The sequence below is a fragment of the Paraburkholderia rhizosphaerae genome (assembly GCF_004366595.1).
Classification (GTDB): Bacteria; Pseudomonadota; Gammaproteobacteria; order Burkholderiales; family Burkholderiaceae; genus Paraburkholderia; species Paraburkholderia rhizosphaerae.
Window position 1 is genome coordinate 36,801 of the sequence record NZ_SORE01000019.1, and the last position, 15,192, is coordinate 51,992.

General features: G+C 63.0%; 11 protein-coding genes and 2 tRNA genes. 6 read left to right on the forward strand and 7 right to left on the reverse strand.

Annotated features, from left to right (window positions below):
• Positions 1–166 precede the first annotated feature (166 nt).
• From BX592_RS22890 to rnr, 6 genes are all read right to left on the reverse strand, one after another.
• Positions 167–1,672: a mannose-1-phosphate guanylyltransferase/mannose-6-phosphate isomerase gene (locus BX592_RS22890; protein ID WP_377681533.1), complete on the reverse strand. Its 1,506-nt coding sequence runs from the start codon at positions 1,670–1,672 to the stop codon at positions 167–169.
• A gap of 191 nt (positions 1,673–1,863) precedes the next feature.
• Positions 1,864–2,847 (reverse strand): helix-turn-helix domain-containing protein, encoded by a 984-nt coding sequence (locus BX592_RS22895; RefSeq protein WP_134194828.1) that lies wholly within the window; start codon positions 2,845–2,847, stop codon positions 1,864–1,866.
• Between the two features lie 851 nt (positions 2,848–3,698).
• Positions 3,699–4,394, reverse strand: a complete 696-nt coding sequence (gene rpiA / locus BX592_RS22900; protein WP_134194830.1) for a ribose-5-phosphate isomerase RpiA — start codon at positions 4,392–4,394, stop codon at positions 3,699–3,701.
• Positions 4,395–4,520: 126 nt separating this feature from the next.
• Positions 4,521–5,408 carry an N-acetylmuramoyl-L-alanine amidase gene (locus BX592_RS22905; protein ID WP_134194832.1) on the reverse strand — a complete coding sequence of 296 codons (888 nt, stop codon included), beginning with the start codon at positions 5,406–5,408 and terminating at the stop codon, positions 4,521–4,523.
• Positions 5,409–5,454: 46 nt separating this feature from the next.
• Positions 5,455–6,204: a 23S rRNA (guanosine(2251)-2'-O)-methyltransferase RlmB gene (rlmB, locus tag BX592_RS22910; protein WP_134194834.1), complete on the reverse strand. Its 750-nt coding sequence runs from the start codon at positions 6,202–6,204 to the stop codon at positions 5,455–5,457.
• 199 nt (positions 6,205–6,403) lie between these two features.
• Positions 6,404–8,857 (reverse strand): ribonuclease R, encoded by a 2,454-nt coding sequence (gene rnr / locus BX592_RS22915; protein WP_134194836.1) that lies wholly within the window; start codon positions 8,855–8,857, stop codon positions 6,404–6,406.
• Between the two features lie 324 nt (positions 8,858–9,181).
• Here rnr and BX592_RS22920 point away from each other — a divergent pair.
• The 6 genes from BX592_RS22920 to BX592_RS22945 all read left to right on the forward strand — a co-directional run bounded on the left by BX592_RS22920 (position 9,182) and on the right by BX592_RS22945 (position 14,790).
• Positions 9,182–9,268: transfer RNA gene (locus BX592_RS22920), tRNA-Leu, on the forward strand.
• Positions 9,269–9,413: 145 nt separating this feature from the next.
• Positions 9,414–9,500 (forward strand) — tRNA-Leu (locus tag BX592_RS22925).
• Positions 9,471–10,208: a hypothetical protein gene (locus tag BX592_RS35265; RefSeq protein WP_425022117.1), complete on the forward strand. Its 738-nt coding sequence runs from the start codon at positions 9,471–9,473 to the stop codon at positions 10,206–10,208. The genes BX592_RS22925 and BX592_RS35265 overlap by 30 nt, the downstream gene beginning before the upstream one ends.
• A 129-nt stretch (positions 10,209–10,337) precedes the next feature.
• Complete coding sequence (locus tag BX592_RS22935) at positions 10,338–11,561, forward strand: MFS transporter (protein WP_134194838.1); 1,224 nt, start codon at positions 10,338–10,340, stop codon at positions 11,559–11,561.
• A 325-nt stretch (positions 11,562–11,886) separates the two neighbouring features.
• The gene (locus BX592_RS22940; RefSeq protein ID WP_134194840.1) at positions 11,887–13,665 is read left to right on the forward strand and encodes an AMP-binding protein; all 1,779 of its coding nucleotides are present in this window, start codon (positions 11,887–11,889) and stop codon (positions 13,663–13,665) included.
• 69 nt (positions 13,666–13,734) lie between these two features.
• Positions 13,735–14,790 carry a DUF1571 domain-containing protein gene (locus tag BX592_RS22945; RefSeq protein ID WP_243849683.1) on the forward strand — a complete coding sequence of 352 codons (1,056 nt, stop codon included), beginning with the start codon at positions 13,735–13,737 and terminating at the stop codon, positions 14,788–14,790.
• Between the two features lie 18 nt (positions 14,791–14,808).
• On the opposite strand, the gene BX592_RS22950 is transcribed toward BX592_RS22945, so the two are convergent.
• Positions 14,809–15,135 carry a hypothetical protein gene (locus tag BX592_RS22950; protein ID WP_243849684.1) on the reverse strand — a complete coding sequence of 109 codons (327 nt, stop codon included), beginning with the start codon at positions 15,133–15,135 and terminating at the stop codon, positions 14,809–14,811.
• Positions 15,136–15,192 lie beyond the last annotated feature (57 nt).

Genomic DNA, 15,192 nt, shown 5'->3' on the forward strand with positions numbered 1-15,192 from the left:
TTTGCCGTCTTTCGCGCGACAACGTGATCCGTATCGGACATCGCGATCGCGCTCCCTTCAACGACGCCCGACGGCGGCCGGCGCGGCACAAGCAGCCGCGCCCGCGACGCAGTGCGGCGTCGCGTTCGGCGGTGAGCGTTGCGCTTTCCGGCACGCAGTCAACACGTCATCCCCTTCCGTAGTTGTCGTCGAACCGCACGATGTCGTCCTCGCCCAGATAGGCGCCGGATTGCACCTCGATCACTTCGAGCGGCAACTTGCCGGGGTTCTCGAGGCGATGGCGCACGCCAAGCGGGATGTAAGTCGACTCGTTTTCGCCGAGCAGAAACTGCTCGTCGCCGCGCCAGACTCGCGCGGTGCCGCGCACGACGATCCAGTGCTCGGCGCGATGGTGATGGAGTTGAAGCGACAGGCGCGCGCCCGGCTGCACGACGATGCGCTTCACCTGGAAACGCTCGCCGCGGTCGATCGAATCGAAGAAACCCCAGGGGCGGCGCACCTTTCTGTGCTGATCGGCTTCGGGTGCCCGCTCGGCCTTGATGCGCGCCACGAGGCCCTTGACGTCCTGCACGCGCGAGCGATCCGCCACCAGCACCGCATCCGCGGTCTCGACCACCACCACATTGGTCGTGCCGACGCAGGCGACGAGGCGGCCTTCCGAGTGCGCGTAGCTCGCGGTCGCGCCTTCGAACATCACGCGGCCGCGCGCGACGTTGCCGTCCGCATCCTTCTCGTGCGCATCCCAGACGGCGTCCCACGACCCGAGATCGGACCAGCCCGCTTCGAGCGGGACGACGACGCCCTGGCACCGCAGATTGCCGGTGCCCAGGTGCTCCATCACCGCGTAGTCGATCGAATCGGACGGGCTCTGCTCGAATTGCGCGGCGCCCGGGCGCAGGAATGCGCCGTCTTTCCGGCTATTGGCAAACGAAGCGACACACGCGTCGTGCATTGCCGGCTGCAGTCGCTTGACCGCTTCGAGCCAGATCGATGCACGCACCACGAAAATGCCGCTGTTCCACCAGTATTCGCCGCTTGCGAGGTATTGCACGGCAATCTCGTGCGCCGGCTTTTCGACAAAGCATTCGATATGGCGCGCGCCGTCCTGCAGTGCCGCGCCGACCTTGATATAGCCAAAACCGGTATCCGGACGCGTCGGCGGCACGCCGAGGGTCACGATCGCGCCTGCCTCGGCGTGACAGGCGGCTGCGAGTATCGCGCGCTGGAATGCATCGACATCGGCAATCGAGTGATCGGCCGGCATCGCGACGAGGATCACATCCTCACCGTGCGCGGACGCGACGACCGCTGCGAGCGTCAGCGCCGGCGCCGTATCGCGTCGCGCGGGCTCGACTACGAGCCGCGCATCCACGCCGTTCGCATGCAACTGTTCGACCGCGACGAAACCGTGCTCTTCGCCGCACATGATGATCGGCGCGCCGTTCACCTTGCGCGCCGCGGGAAAGTTCGACATCCGCCGTACGGTGGTCTGCAGCAGCGAGTCCGGGCCGACGATGTCGAGCAGTTGCTTCGGGCAGTTCGCACGCGACATCGGCCACAGCCGCGTGCCAGAGCCGCCTGCCAGCACGACCGGGGCGAGCGCGAGACCCTGCGTAACCGGCAGTTCCCCGGCGACACATGCGCGCGACCGCTCATCGAGGGTGCGGGAAATGACTTCGGTCTGTTCGCTATCCAGCATTTCAGATTCCTAAACATGTAGATGTTTCGCCGTTCCGGCGACGAAGGACCTCATTGCATCCGGCTGGCTTTCAGTTTCCCTTTAGCGGAATCGAAAAACGGTGCGCCAGCGCGCGTAGCGATGCATCTGGTTCGTGCGCCCGATCCGTGGCGGGTGCGCGGTGCTCAGAACGCAAAGTCACGCGTTTCGATTTCCGCTGCCGTCGCCGGCGCGACGACGGCGCTCAGTGCATCGCGATCGCGGCGCACGCGCACGCGGTATTCGGTCGGTGAAATCGACCAGCGCTTGCGGAAAATCTTCGCGAGATGGTCGCCGTTACCCATGCCGCTACGGCGGGCGATCTTGTCGACCGGCAGTTCGGTGCCGGCAAGCAGCCGGCAGGTCATATCGAGGCGCGCCTGCAAAAGATATTCGGACGGCGTGCTGCCCATTTCGAGCTTGAAGCGACGCAGGAAATTGCGCTCGCTCATCGCGGCTTCCTGCGCCGCATCCGACACGGAGATTGGCCGGTCGCAGTTTTCCCGAAGCCATTGCGCACAGCGGCGCACTTTATCGGCGACCGTCGCGCCGACGCTGCCAAGCAGCGGCATCAGCTTCGCACTCGAACCGGGTATCAGCTGTTCCGCGATCTCGCGTGCGACGTCCAGGCCATGATCCCGCACGACAAGCGTCAGTGCGCTTTTGACCGCGTCGAAGCGGTCGTCGGCTTGCGCCGCCGGCAGATCGAAAACGAGCGTCGTGCGTACGGTATCGACGCATGCTGAGGCGGATAGCCGTTCGGACATCGCCGCGGGTTCCGCGGGCAACCGGCCGGTGCGAGCGGCGCCCGCTCCGCCCCCCGAAATGAACAGCGCGTCGAACCCGTGCTGCGTGCGCACGTCGAGTTCATCGGTCCACACCTGCACCGACGACGAACACGTGACGCTACCGCCATGCAGCGACAGCAATCGGACGCGGTAGCGCACACTGTCGCCGCGCGTGGATGCGCTCATCTCGTTGGCGAGCTGAAATGCTTCGGCGATGATGCCGGCGCCGAGCAGTGAGAAACCCTCCGACAGAACAATGCCCACGACGCATAACGCGCGAGACGCGCAATCGCCCGTGGCAAGTCCGCCAGCCCCCGTCTTTTCCGTCCCCGCGTGCGTCATTTTGATATCCCCACGTGGCCGCTTGCGCTTATGCCGATTCGAATGAAAGCGTTGAAAGCCATGGCGCCGATTCCTTTCAGATAGTTTGTTATCCGAAATAGTCTGAACGTTGATCCGTCATCGAAGATTCGGCCTGGTGCAAGCGCACGTCGATAACGTCACTTCGTCCGCGTCGCTCCACGTCCCACGTCACAGCTTGCGGTCCCACGCATCGTACAGACGACGATCCGATTTGATCGGCGGTTCATTTATACCGCACGCGTCGCGCGGCCCGCCATTGCAATCGGTCGTTTTGTGTGCGGTCCTCAACGTACTCCGCGCAGTGTGGTCAAGCGCACATACGTGGCTTGCCAACCAATGAGCTTTCTGTCGATTTACATCGCGATTTCAAGCATCTCGCGATGCGTGGACGAGCGGGTTTAAAGCAAGTGACTGCCAGACTGAAGAGCGTAGAGATTGCGTTTGAACTGCGAGGATCTGCTTCGTGATGAAGCGACTCTCCGAGCTTCTAACCGGTCGGGGATGCCGGTACTGCGTCGTTGAGAGAGGCACTGCGTTGCGCGCGACGCTGCTTTGCAACGTGAATCGGCGAGCTAGCGGCGGGTTACGTTGCTTCGAACAGCGTGATCGCGATGCGCCAGCGCATTATTGCCGGGCACAAAACGCGATTCTGTTCGGCATCGCACGTAGCAACGGCGAGCTCGCGTGTGCGATGCAGCGGCGAAGCAAAAACGCCGTGCGCAGCTTGAGCTAGCGGTTCGAGCTAGCAGCAACGCACGGCGTTTCGTGACCTGACCGCCGTGACCTGACCGTCGAGACCTTGGCGGAAGCGGACCGCGATGGTAACCGGGTTAGCGCGGCGGATAATCGATCCGCTCGACGCCCGTGTCCGTGCCGAGCAGACAGATATTCGCGCCGCGGCCCGCAAACAGCCCGACGGTGACCACACCGGGCCATGCGTTGATCTGCGTCTCGAGCGCAAGCGGATCGCTGATCTGCAAACCTTTGACATCGATGATCTCGTTGCCGTTGTCGGTGATGAACGGTGCGCCGTCTTTCGTCACGCGCACGACCGGTACACCGCCAAGCGCCGTGACACGGCGGCCGATCGCAGTACGCGCCATCGGCACCACTTCGATCGGTAGCGGAAACTTGCCGAGCAGGTCGACGCGTTTGCTCGCGTCGACAATGCAGACGAATACGTCGGACACCGACGCGACGATTTTCTCGCGCGTTAGCGCGCCGCCGCCGCCTTTGATCATCGCGCCGCTGCGATCGATTTCGTCGGCGCCGTCGACATACACCGGCAGCGAGTCGATTTCGTTCAGGTCGAACACCCGAATACCGTGCGCCTGCAGACGCGCGGTGCTTGCCACCGAACTCGACACCGCGCCGCGATAGTGGCCTTTATTGGCCGCGAGCGCATCGATGAAGCAGTTCGCAGTGGAACCGGTACCGACGCCGATAATCGCGCCTTCCGGCACGTGGGCATTCACATAGTCGGCGGCAGCCTGGCCGACCAGTTGCTTGAGTTCGTCTTGAGTCATGGGGATTGAAATGCTGGCACGCGGGAAACCGTTAGTTTACCGGAGTCGCGCGGAGGCTGGACAACGGGTATGTCGCGTGCGCAGTGTGCGGTGTGCGGCGCGGGACGCATCGGCCGCGCCGCGCGGTCAAGACGCGGGTTTCGTTTCGGCTGGCGCGTCACGCATGTACTTGTCGAGCAGCGCTTGCGCGATCGCATCGGTTTGCGCGTCCGGATTACCTGAATAGTCGCGCGGCCGGAAATGCATCTGGAATGCTGCGAACACGCGCCGGGTTTTCTCGTCGAGGATGCCGTCGGTCGCGACGTCATAGCCATAGCGCGCGAGTTTCTGCTGCAGGCCGCGCACGTCCGCCGGCGCGTCCGGCGCGCGGCCGGCCAGGTCGGCGGTGACGGTCACCGCGTCGGGCCATGCGCCGACGCCCGCGTCGTACAGCTGCTTCCAAGGGAACAGCGGACCTGGGTCGGTCTTGCGTTGCGGCGCGATATCGCTATGCCCAACGACGCGCGTTGGCGGAATGCCGTAGCGGCTGACGATGTCCTTCGACAGGCGGATCAACGCGTCGACCTGGGCGGGCGGATACGGCTGCCAGGTTCGGCCTTGCGGCGTATCGATCGGGCCGAGGTTCACGTTTTCGATGCCGATCGACGCGGCATTCAGCTCAGTCGTGCCCTGCCAGAAGCTGACGCCCGCATGCCACGCGCGTTGCGATTCCGGCACGAGCTGCCAGACGACGGGCTCACCATTTTTAGTGCGTGGTGCCGCCGGCACCAGGTAATGCGCGCTCACCTGCTCGGTCGTCAGCACGTTCAGCGATTGCGCTTCGTCGATTTCCGTGTAGTGCATCACGAGGAAGCGGATGCGGGTGTCCGCGTAGCGCGCGGGATGGCTTACGTCGGCGTAATAGGTGCCGCGGTCGATCGTCGTGGTGCTGCAGGCGGCGAGCAGCAGCGCGGCGCAAGCGATCGATGCGCGGGTGAGCGACGCGGCGAACTGGTGGGGTCGGGCGAAGGTCATTGTGTGGTACGAGTTTTTGACGTGCCGGCAAGATGCCGGCCGAGCGTTATGCGCGTGTCGCCGCCACCCTCTGCCGCACCGCCTCAAACAGACAAACCCCGCTCGCCACCGACACATTCAGGCTCTCGACGCTCCCCGCCATCGGAATATGCATCACCTCATCGCACGTATCGCGCGTGAGACGGCGCATGCCCTCGCCTTCCGCGCCCATCACGAGCGCGACCGGTCCATCGAGTTTCGTTTGATAAAGGCTCGCCGGCGCATCGCCGGCGGTGCCGACTACCCACACGCCGGCGTCCTTCAGTTCACGCAGCGCGCGGGCGAGATTCGTGACCGTGATATACGGCACCGTGTCCGCCGCGCCGCTCGCGACCTTCGCCGCCGTCGCGTTGAGGCCGACCGCACGGTCGCGCGGTGCGATCACTGCGTGCGCCCCCGCTGCGTCAGCGACGCGCAGACAGGCGCCAAGGTTATGCGGATCCGTCACGCCATCGAGCACGAGCAGCAGCGCCGGCCCGTTCAGCACGTCAAGAAGTTCAGCCAGATTTTGCGCAAGCGGCAAATCGGTTGCGCGCGCAACCACGCCCTGATGGCGCTCGGTGTGTGCAAGACCCCACAGACGCGTTTCGTCGGCGGCAATCACGCGCACGCCCGCTTCCTTCGCGACATGCAGGAATTCATTCATGCGGCGGTCGCGCCGGCTCTGATCGTAGTAGATCTCTTCGACCGTCGACGCATCGTGCCGCAGACGCGCGGTCACCGCATGAAACCCGTATAGAACCTTAAGACGTGACATGACTGGACAACCTTTGATGACGCGCCCGAACGGGCGCCATCGATAGTGACAAACAGTGCGCGACGATGCTGCGCGCGACTAGCGGCTCGATGCAACACCAGACCAACCGATCGGCACGGTCGGCGCAGCGTCACAATCGGGCCCAGGCCGCCGCCGCGTTGCGCGCGATACGTGTCGGACCAACTCGGGACGGTCCGCGTCAGCGCTTCTTTCTCGCCTGCCCCTTCGCTGATTTCGCCGACGCCGCACGCTTTTTCGCCGCGCTGCGCGCCGCGCGCGCTTCCTTCACCGCGACGCTCGCCGCTGGCGCGGCCTTCTTGCGGCGCCCGCCCTCGCTCACCGGCAGCGCCCGCACGCGCGGTCCGTTATCGCCACGCTCGCCGCCCGACTTATCGAGCGCCACGCCGCGGCTCGACGGCGGTTTGATCGGCGTGTCGCGCACGAGACGGAAATCGATCTTGCGCGCATCGAGATCGACGCGGCTGACCTGTACGCGCACACGGTCCGACAACCGGTAGCGGATCCCCGTGCGTTCGCCGCGCAGTTCGTTGCGAATTTCGTCGTACTGGAAATAGTCGGAGCCGAGTTCGGTCACATGCACGAGCCCTTCGATAAACAACGCATCCAACTGCACGAAGATGCCGAACGACGTCACGCCGCTCACCATGCCGCCGTACTCTTCACCCAGTTTGTCGCGCATGAAATAGCACTTGAGCCATGCTTCGACATCGCGCGATGCTTCATCGGCGCGCCGTTCGTTCGACGAGCAATGCAGCCCGAGTTCTTCCCAGATCGCCGTGTTCTCGCGACGGCGGCCACTGCGTTTTTCGTCGTCGGCCTGCATCGCGCGTGCGCGCGGCGACAGCGCGGTGTTCAGCACGACGCCCTCGGGCGTCTCCGGCTGATACTTGCGCCCCTGCAGGATCGCGTAGATCGCGCGGTGCGTGAGCAGGTCCGGATAGCGGCGAATCGGGCTCGTGAAGTGCGCGTACGCCTCATAGGCGAGACCAAAGTGACCGATGTTGTCCGGGCTGTAGACCGCCTGCTGCATCGAGCGCAGCAGCATCGTCTGCAGCATCTGCGCGTCGGGCCGGTCGCGGATATGCGCCATCAGCGCCGCGTAGTCGCTCGCGTGCGGCGTCTCGCCCCCGGTCAGCGTCAGGCCCATGCCGCGCAGGAATGTACGCAGGTTTTCGAGTCGTTCTGCAGTTGGCCCTGCGTGCACACGATAGAGCCCGGCGTGCTTGTTGCGCTTCATGAAGTCTGCCGCGCAGACGTTCGCCGCCAGCATGCATTCTTCGATCAGCTTGTGCGCGTCGTTGCGATGACGCGGCACGATCTGCTCGATCTTGCCCTGCGCGTTGCAGACGATATACGTTTCAGTGGTGTCGAAGTCGATCGCGCCGCGCTTCTGGCGCGCCGCGAACAGCGATTTGTACACACCGTACAGATTCTGCAGGTGCGGCAGCAGCGACGCACGGCGTGCCGCCTCCGGACCCTTGGTATTCGCGAGCACTGCGGCAACTTCGGTGTACGTGAGGCGCGCGGCCGAATGCATCACGCCCGGATAGAACTGGTAGGCCTTGATTTCGCCGCGTGCGGTAATGACCATGTCGCAAACCAGCACGCAACGATCGACGGCCGGATTCAGCGAGCACAACCCGTTCGACAGCTTCTCCGGCAGCATCGGGATCACGCGGCGCGGGAAATACACGGACGTGCTGCGCTCGAGCGCGTCGACGTCGAGCCCGCTGTTAGGCAACACGTAATGCGACACGTCGGCAATCGCGACAATCAGGCGGAAACCATCGCCGCGGCCGACCTTGACCGGCTCGCAATACACCGCGTCGTCGAAATCGCGTGCGTCTTCGCCGTCGATCGTGACGAGCGGCACATCGCGCAGATCGATACGGTGACGCATGTCCGCGGGACGCACTTCGTCCGGCAGTTTCGCGGCCACCTCGAGCGCCGCGTCGCTGAACTCGTGCGGCACGCCGTACTTGCGCACCGCAATTTCGATTTCCATGCCCGGGTCGTCGATATCGCCGAGCACTTCGACGACGCGCCCAAGCGGCTGCGAATGCCGGCTCGGAAAATCGGTTAGCTCGACCACCACGACCTGCCCGACCTTCGCCTTTTTCGTGTTCTGCGTGATCAGGATGTCGTGGCCGATGCGCTTGTCTTCGGGGGCAACGATCAGTGCGCCGTTCTCGTTGAGCAGGCGGCCGATCACGCGCTTGTTCGCGCGATCCGTGACTTCGACGATATGCCCTTCCGGCCGCCCGCGCCGGTCATAGCCGACGATGCGCGCAAGCACGCGGTCGTTGTGCATCACCTTCTGCATTTCGCCGTTCGGCAGGAACAGGTCGTCCTGGCCGTCGTCGCGCACGAGAAAGCCGTAGCCGTCGCGATGGCCCTGCACGCGGCCGGCGACGAAATTCGACGGATGGGTCAGCTGATAATGCCCACGCTGATCGAGCCGGATCTGGCCATCGCGTTCCATCGCGGCCAGACGTTTGAAGAAGCCTTCGCGCTCCTGGCGCTTGATCGAAAGCGCCTCGGCGATGTCGTTCGCAGCAAGCGGCGTTTCACTCGTGCGCAGCACGCCGAGGATTTCTTCGCGACTCGGAATCGGATACGGATATTTGCTCAAGGGCTTATCGATGATTTTTCTCGGTGCGTGGACGTCGGCGGATGAAGTGCGGCGGCGCCGGGCGGCTTGCCCGCTTTGGCCCTGGCCTTATGCCTGATGAGGGCGCCTGGCTCGCTCTGTCAACGTACTGCCCGGCCATTCTATCATCCGTCTCTTAATGCGAAGCGCGTTGAAGGCCGCGTGCACGGGGCTTCCGGCGTGCATTCGGCGCGCAGTGCGCAGGTTCCGCTCGGCGCTTGACAGAACCAGACAGCTCGCTATAATTGCGGTCTTTGCTGTTCCACGTTGGTTGAAAGTGCGGAGCGGCGAAAAGATGAACACTTGGCCCAGGTGGCGGAATTGGTAGACGCACTAGGTTCAGGTCCTAGCGGTGGCAACACCGTGGAGGTTCGAGTCCTCTCCTGGGCACCAAGGTTTGATGAAAAGGTCGGCGCTTGCCGGCCTTTATCATTTTTAGACGCTGCTCTTCGATTCGATTTTCATTCGTTTCGAAGTTCGATCGTCGAAGTTGACACACTGCATCATCCCGCTACAATAGCGGTCTAGCTTGAAACGTGCCCAGGTGGCGGAATTGGTAGACGCACTAGGTTCAGGTCCTAGCGGTGGCAACACCGTGGAGGTTCGAGTCCTCTCCTGGGCACCACGGTTTAAAAAGGTCGGCAATGCCGGCCTTTTTCATTTTCAGGCCCAGGAAGCAAAGCGCCTGCGCGCTTTGCGTGAGGACTCGAAAGGCCGCGCTTGCAAGCGCGGCCGGGGTCGCGCACGTGTGACCGAGTCCTCTCCTGGGCACCACGGTTTAAAAAGGTCGGCAATGCCGGCCTTTTTCATTTTCAGGCCCAGCAAGCAAAGCGCCTGCGCGCTGCACTCCCGGCTGAAGACATCAAGCAAGCCGGAACGCCGTCGCCATACGCTCCTGCTGACGCGCCGCGACACCCAACGACTCCGCGATCCTGCGCCACCGGGGCACAATCCGCCGCTGCCGTTCGACGATCTCCTCAGCCGCAGCCACCGGCACACGAAAATAATGCGCGACGGAAAACGCCAGTTCGAGATCCATCGCGTTGTCCGCCTCGCTAATATTGAGCTTCAATCCGTGCGCATCGGCGGTCGGATTCATATCGAACGCCGGCGACAGCGCCCAGCCCTTGTCGGGCATCAGCAAAAAACCGTGGTTGCGCAGATGGTCGTCGGTATTCGACACCAGCTTCCGGCCAATTTACGCTTCGCGGACTGGCTCACTTTCGACCTGAAATTACCAATAACTTTCTGGTTATTATCCATATCAATTCATTTATTACATTTACAAAACATGCACGGCAATTCTTCGAATATCCCCAGGGAATACCACTGAATCGATACGCGATTGAATGCAGATACCTAAGCGTGGGCGTACACTCGTCCGGCGCCCGCGCCACGGGGAACGCGGAATGCTCAACGCTCACCACGCAAAGTGACAATCGGTAAGAGGAGAAAAAAGACGATGAGTTGGACACGCGAGCAAAGAAACGTCACGATCGCCGCCTATCTCGGCTGGACACTGGACGCATTCGATTTCTTCTTGATGGTCTTTATCCTGAAGGATATTGCGGCCGAATTTAATACGGAAATTCCGGAAGTCGCGTTCGCGATTACGCTAACGCTGGCGATGCGCCCGCTCGGCGCGTTGATCTTCGGTCGCCTTGCCGACAAGTTCGGCCGCCGGCCGACATTGATGGTCAACATTGCGATCTACTCGCTGCTCGAACTGTTGTCCGGGTTCTCGCCAAACCTCGCAACGCTGCTCGTGCTACGCGCGTTGTTCGGCATCGCGATGGGCGGCGAATGGGGCGTCGGCTCCGCGCTGACCATGGAAACGGTGCCGACGAAGTCGCGCGGCCTCGTGTCCGGTCTGCTGCAGGCAGGCTACCCAAGCGGCTACCTGCTCGCATCGATCGTATTCGGCGTGCTGTACCAGTACATCGGCTGGCGCGGCATGTTCTTCGTCGGCGTCGTGCCGGCGCTGCTCGTGCTGTACGTGCGCTCGCACGTGCCGGAATCGCCCGCATGGATTGCGATGGAAAAGAAGCCGCGTCCAAGCCTGCTCACCACGTTCAAGCGCAACTGGATGCTGTCGATTTACGCGATCATCCTGATGACCGCGTTCAACTTCTTCTCGCACGGCACGCAGGATCTGTATCCGACGTTCCTGCGCGAACAACATCATTTCGATCCGCATACCGTGGCGCTAATCACGATCACGCTGAACATCGGCGCGATCGTCGGCGGCCTGCTGTTCGGCGCGATCTCGGAGAGAATCGGCCGCCGCCGCGCGATCTGCATCGCCGCGCTGATCGCGCTGCCGGTGCTGCCGCTGTGGGCGTTTTCGTCGACCGCGGTGATGCTCGCGATCGGTGCGTTCCTGATGCAGATTTCCGTGCAAGGCGCATGGGGTGTGATTCCGGTGCATCTGAACGAAATCTCCCCAGACGAGATTCGCGCGACCTTCCCCGGTCTCGTGTACCAGCTGGGCAATCTGCTCGCATCGGTCAACGCGACGCTACAAGCGTCGTTCGCGGCCGCGAACAACAACAACTATGGGCTTGCGATGGCGGTCGTCGCCGGCACGGTGGCCGTCGTGATTGCGGTGCTGATCCTGTTCAGCCGCGAACGGCGCGGCATCGATATGACGCAGTCCGCGCAGCAGGTTACCGCGACAACCCAGTAGGCGCGGCGCGGCCCCGGCTTGTTCCGCCAGGTTGGGTGCGTGACGCCCAACGGGAGCAAGCCGAAGCCGAGGCCCGGACTGCAGGTCGAAACTCAAGGCTCAGACCGGGGCCGAAACCCAAGGCCGTGCCGCCCCCCTCGGCACGGCCTTTTTATCGTGCCGCTGCCGCGATGCGACGCGCACATGCCCGCAATCCATTAGAAGGCTTTACCGACGCCGGTCTCTTGCCGGTTCGTCGCTGCCGTCCGTATCCTCGAAAACCCATGCAATCGGCTGCCATACTATTTGTACAACCGATCACGCACAAAAAAATCAGGAGACGACCATGAACCAACCGACCCAGTCGCTGCCGCCCGCCCGCGACGTACGCGTTTCGCATGCGCCGCCGCAACCGGCGCCCGATACCGACGGTATCTGGTACGCGTCGTACGCGCCGGGCGTGCCGCACGAGATCGACGTCACGCAGTACGCATCGATCGTGCAGCTCTTCGACGAATGCACGCAAAAGTATCGCGAGCGTGTCGCGTATGTCAGCATCGGCGCCGACCTCACGTACGGCGAACTCGCGCGTAAGGCGAACGCGTTTGCGAGCTGGCTGCAAGGCATCGGCGTCAAACCGGGCGAGCGCGTCGCGATCATGTTGCCGAACACGTTCCAGTATCCGGTCGCGCTGTTCGGCACACTCAAAGCGGGCGCGGTGGTCGTCAATGTGAATCCGCTCTATACCGTACGCGAGCTTGCCCATCAACTGAAGGACAGCGGTGCGCAAACGCTCGTCGTGTTCGAGAATTTCGCCAGGACTGTCGAAGACGCACTGCCCGGCACACGTGTCCAGAACATCGTGATCACCGCACTCGGCGATCTGCTCGCCGACGGCCTCAACGTAAAGGGCCGCTGTATCAACGCGCTGATGAAGCACGTGAAGAAGCTGGTGCCCGCCTACCGGTTGCCGCAAGCGATCCGCCTGCGCGAAGCGCTTACGCTCGGCGCGCGCCGCGCGAGCGCACCGGTGCCCGTGAACCCGACCGACGTCGCGTTCCTGCAGTACACCGGTGGCACCACCGGCGTCGCGAAAGGCGCGATGCTCACGCATCGCAACATCATCGCCAATGTGCTGCAAGCGAAGGCGTGGTCGGAGCGCGAGCTCGACGGCGACATCGAAACCGTGCTCACGCCGTTGCCGCTTTATCACATCTACTCGCTGACATTGAACGCGATGATCTTCATGCTGCTGGGCGGCCGCAATATCCTGATCGCAAATCCGCGCGACACGAAGCGCGTGATGAAGATCATCCGTCACGAAACCTTCACGGGTATCACGGCCGTCAATACGCTGTACAACGCGTTTCTCGACAACGAAGAATTTTGCAAGCGCGATTTCTCGAAGCTCAAGCTCGCGATGGCCGGTGGCATGGCGATGCAGAAAGCGGTTGCCGAGCGCTTCAAGGCCGTCACCGGCGTGCCGATCATCGAAGGCTACGGGCTCACTGAGTGCTCGCCGATCGTCACGATGAATCCGGTGGACCTGAAGCATCGGCGCGACTTCGATGGGTCGATCGGACTGCCCGCGCCGTCGACGGCCGTGCGTTTTCGCAAGGACGATGGCAGCTGGGCTGATATAGGTGAAGCGGGCGAATTATGTGTGAAAGGTCCGCAAGTGATGAAAGGCTATTGGAATCGTCCGGATGAAACAGCGAAGGTCCTCGACGACGCGGGATGGCTTGCCACCGGCGATATCGGCATCATGGACAAGCTCGGCTATATCCGGCTGATCGACCGCAAAAAGGACATGATTCTCGTGTCGGGCTTCAATGTTTACCCGAATGAAATCGAAGACGTGATCGCGATGCATCCGGACGTGCGCGAAGTCGCGGCGATCGGTGTGCCTGATCTGGCGCAAGGCGAGCGCGTCAAGGTGTTCGTCGTGCGGCGCAGCGCTTCATTGACTGAAGCGCAAGTCATAGAACACTGTCGCAAGAATCTGACTGCGTACAAAGTGCCCAGGCTCGTCGAGTTTCGCGACGATCTGCCGCAAACCAATGTCGGCAAGATTCTGCGCCGTGAGTTGCGTGATCAGGAACTCGCGAAGCAAAAACCTGCCTGATACAACGTATGTGCGGCGCGAAGGGCCGTCACCAGCTCTGCCGTCACCGGTTCCTGAGGGAGTCCACTCATGCCGCACCCGCCATCGACGAATTCGACTCGCCGCGCACCATTGCTGCGCGCGGTTTGTCGGCTCGCCTGCGCGATGGCCCTAAGCGCGGCCACTGCGGCGCTTGCGCAGGAAAGCGAGGCGCCGGTAGCAAACTCGTCGCCTGCGCTCGAGCCTGCGTCCGCTGTGCCTGCCGCGCCTGCTACACCCGCGGCATCCACTGCAACCCCTTCACCGGCGAACGCCACCAGCACGGTCAGCGCGCCCGGCGTTGCGAGCACCGTCAGTGCGCCAACGGTTCCACCAAGCGAAGCCGGCAAGCTCAAGCCCGATGACCAGGTGCGCTGGCTACGCCAGGCCGCGCAAAGCGGCTTGCTCGAAAAACTCGACGACGCCGACCTCACCGCCCTCTTCCAGTCGTTCGATCCGTTGACAGTGCCGCGCTACGTGCAGGACGGCCCGAACGGCTACCCGTCATACGAGTTCACGATGATCCGCCAGGAGCGCATTCGCGGCGTGTGGCCAAACAAGCCCGACCACATGCTGGTGCGCGTCACGCGGGACCCGATCCGGATCTACGCGAAATGGCTGCCGGACGGCGCGCATGCGGGCCAGGAGATCATCTATGACGAGACCCGGCGCAGCGACGAAATGTACGGCCACCTGGGCGGCTTCCTGAACATCATGCCGGTATGGGCGTCGTTGAACGGCGCGCTCGCGCACACGCAATCGAACCATCAGGTGCGCGACCTCGGCACCGAGTACATCGCGAGGCAGTTTCTGTCCGAAGGCGAAAAATATGCGCAAGCGGGCGTCACGCGGCCGACGCGCATCGAAGTCAAGACGCTCAATGGCGTGCGCGTCGTCGCGTTTACGTACGAAACCAGCACGGGCATGCCGGCGTTTTACGCGAAAAGGGAAACGCTCGGGCTCGACCTGCGACACCCGTACTTTCGCACCATCGAGTCGTACGACAATGATGGACGCATCTTCGAACGTATCGTCTTCCAGACGATCACGCCGAAAACCTTCGACGACGAAACCTTCGATCCGAAGAATCCCGCGTACCGTTTCTGATCCATGCGCGTCAGGCTGCTACACGCAGATCACAAATGAAACCGCCGCGTTGCCATGCGGCCGGCTTGCGTCGGTTGTGCGCGCAACCAGCCGGTCCGGGCGCAATGCAAGACGCGTCAACACGAAGAAATCCGACGCGCGAATCAGTCCGAGCAGCGTCGACGGAGTCTGCGTGACACGCGGCGCGAGCGCAGTGTGCCAGAGCGCGCCGATATCGTCGCCGATGTCGAATGCCGGGATGCGCAGACGTGAAGCATGACGGGTGAATGCGTCGGCTTGTGCAAGCGTCGCATCGAACAGTGCGAGCGTCTGGCGCGCGGACGCTCGCGCGATTCCGCCTGGCACGGCGCCGGCGGCTTCGGCATGGTTAACAGTAAGCCACGCCGGCGCCCACGCGCCGGT